General features: G+C 64.8%; 2 protein-coding genes. Both read left to right on the top strand.

What is annotated here, in order from left to right:
• A partial coding sequence (locus WA702_RS21700; RefSeq protein WP_425112604.1) for a TRAP transporter large permease subunit occupies positions 1 to 209 on the top strand: 209 nt, incomplete at its 5' end.
• A gap of 138 nt (positions 210 to 347) precedes the next feature.
• Positions 348 to 1,325, top strand: coding sequence for an NAD(P)-dependent oxidoreductase (locus WA702_RS21695; RefSeq protein ID WP_425112603.1), 978 nt, complete (start codon positions 348 to 350; stop codon positions 1,323 to 1,325).
• The last annotated feature ends 746 nt before the right edge of the window (positions 1,326 to 2,071 follow it).

The following is a 2,071-nucleotide window of genomic DNA, read 5'->3' as shown; positions in this document are numbered from 1 at the left end:
GCGTCGTGCTCGTGATCGCGATGGGCATCGGCCTGTTCGCGCCGCCGCTGGGCTTAGGCCTCTACGGCGCCTGCCTGATCGGCAAGGTGCCGGTCGAGCAGACCATCAAGCCGATCCTGGGCTATCTTGGCCTGTTGTTTCTGTGCCTGCTGGTGGTGTCGTTCGTGCCCGCGATCTCGACCGCGTTGCCACGCGCGCTGGGGTATTGAACGAGCCGACTAGGTCATGGCGACATCGAATGGCGCGGCAATGGCAGTCCACCTCTCGCCGAATGGGGAGAGGTGAACCGAGTGCGCTGATGGCTCTTCTATCTCGTAGAGATGCGTTCAGCTTTGAGGACATTTATCATGAAGGTGCTGTTGACCCACACGCCGGAGTTCCGCCGGCAATATTACGGCGAGCGCAGCCTGAGGGGCCTGCAGGCGCAGGCCGAGGTGATCCTGCATGACGTCGAGACGACGCTCGACGCGGCCGGCCTGGTCGCCGCGGCCAAGGATGTCGACATCATCGTCGCCGATCGCATCACCGAGGGCAGGGGCGAGATCTTCGCGCAGCTCCCGAAGTTGCGCGCCTTCGTGCGCTGCGCGGTCGACATCCGCAACGTCGATGTGGCTGCCGCATCGGCGCAGGGGGTGCTGGTGACGCGAGCCTCGCCGGGCTTCGTGCCGGCGGTGGCGGAGCTCGCGCTCGGCTACATGGTCGATTTGTCGCGCGGTGTCTCACGGGCGACGGCGGACTATCACGCGGGCCGGAAGCCCGAGGTCGTGATGGGTCGCCAACTGGCGGGCAGCCGCATCGGCATCATCGGCTACGGCGCCATCGGACGCCATCTGGCATGCCTGGCGAAGGCACTCGATATGGAGGTGCTGGTCGCCGATCCCTTCGCTGTCATCGATCAGCCTGATATCGCGCGTGTCGCGCTGGATGATCTGCTCGCACGCGCCGACTATGTCATCTGTCTCGCCATCGCCAATGAGCAGACCGAGAACCTGATCGGGCAGGCGGCGCTGGCGCGGATGCAGGCAGACGCGTTCTTCATCAATTTGTCGCGCGGCAATCTGGTGGACGAACAGGCGTTGGCCGCCGCATTGCGCGAGGGCCGCATCGCCGGGGCGGCGATGGATGTCGGCCGTGCGCCGGACCAGATGCCATCACCGGCGCTGGCGGCGCTTCCAAACGTCATCGCGACGCCGCATATCGGCGGCCTGACGCCGCAGGCCATCGAGCATCAGGCGGCCGAGACGGTGCGCCAGGTCGCTGCCATCATCAAGGGCGAGGCACCGGTCGGTGCGGTCAATGCGGAGCATTGGACGCGGCGGGGGTGACGTGGCTTCTCGCTTGCCGCGGAGCATCAACAAGCGCGACCCGTAGGGTGGGCAAAGCGAAGCGTGCCCACCATTCCATCGACGCTTTCGCCTCGCCGATGGTGGGCACGGCGCTCGCTCCTTGGGAATTTGTAGATGCGCCGTCGCGCACGCGCCTTTGCCCACCCTACGATCGGCGCCTGGTCCAACATCTCCCCTCTGCACAAATTGCCCGTCGGGTTACTTTGTCGCAGGCGTGCGCGCTTGCCTCGTCGGGCAAATCAAAACGATGATCTCGCGCATCCCGCCTCATCACGGAGGGGCGTACGCGCGGTCGTCACGATATGCGAGGCGGGGAAGCGGTGGGCGCATCGAGTTGCAGCGTGACCTTCACGCGGACGAACAATGTCGATGCGCCGGCGAAGTCGTGTGGTCCTGGTCTCCCGGTGCTGAGGCCAAGCCTGCGATGCTCTTTGAGCGTCGCGGGCGATGGGGGCAAGAACGCCGGTCCCCAAGGAGATCACGTATAAGCCGTCAAACCACCGCGCAGGGAAGGCCGGATATTGGCTGAGCCTGTGGTTCTGCCGCGTGCTTTTTTGCTGCACGCGGACCATGGGTATCAGCGGATACCCGGCCTTTCCTGCGCCCTCTGTTTGATGAGGGTAATGAGATCAGGATAGCTCGGGCATGTCATGTCGCGAGAACGCGAGGTCATGTATTCGCAATGCGCGTGCGACATCTTCAGATGTGATGCCCCAGGCGGGGCA

This window comes from Bradyrhizobium sp., from assembly GCF_049798375.1.
GTDB lineage: Bacteria > Pseudomonadota > Alphaproteobacteria > Rhizobiales > Xanthobacteraceae > Bradyrhizobium.
The sequence above is the reverse complement of the archived record's forward strand: the minus strand, read 5'-3'. Positions and strand labels throughout refer to the sequence as shown.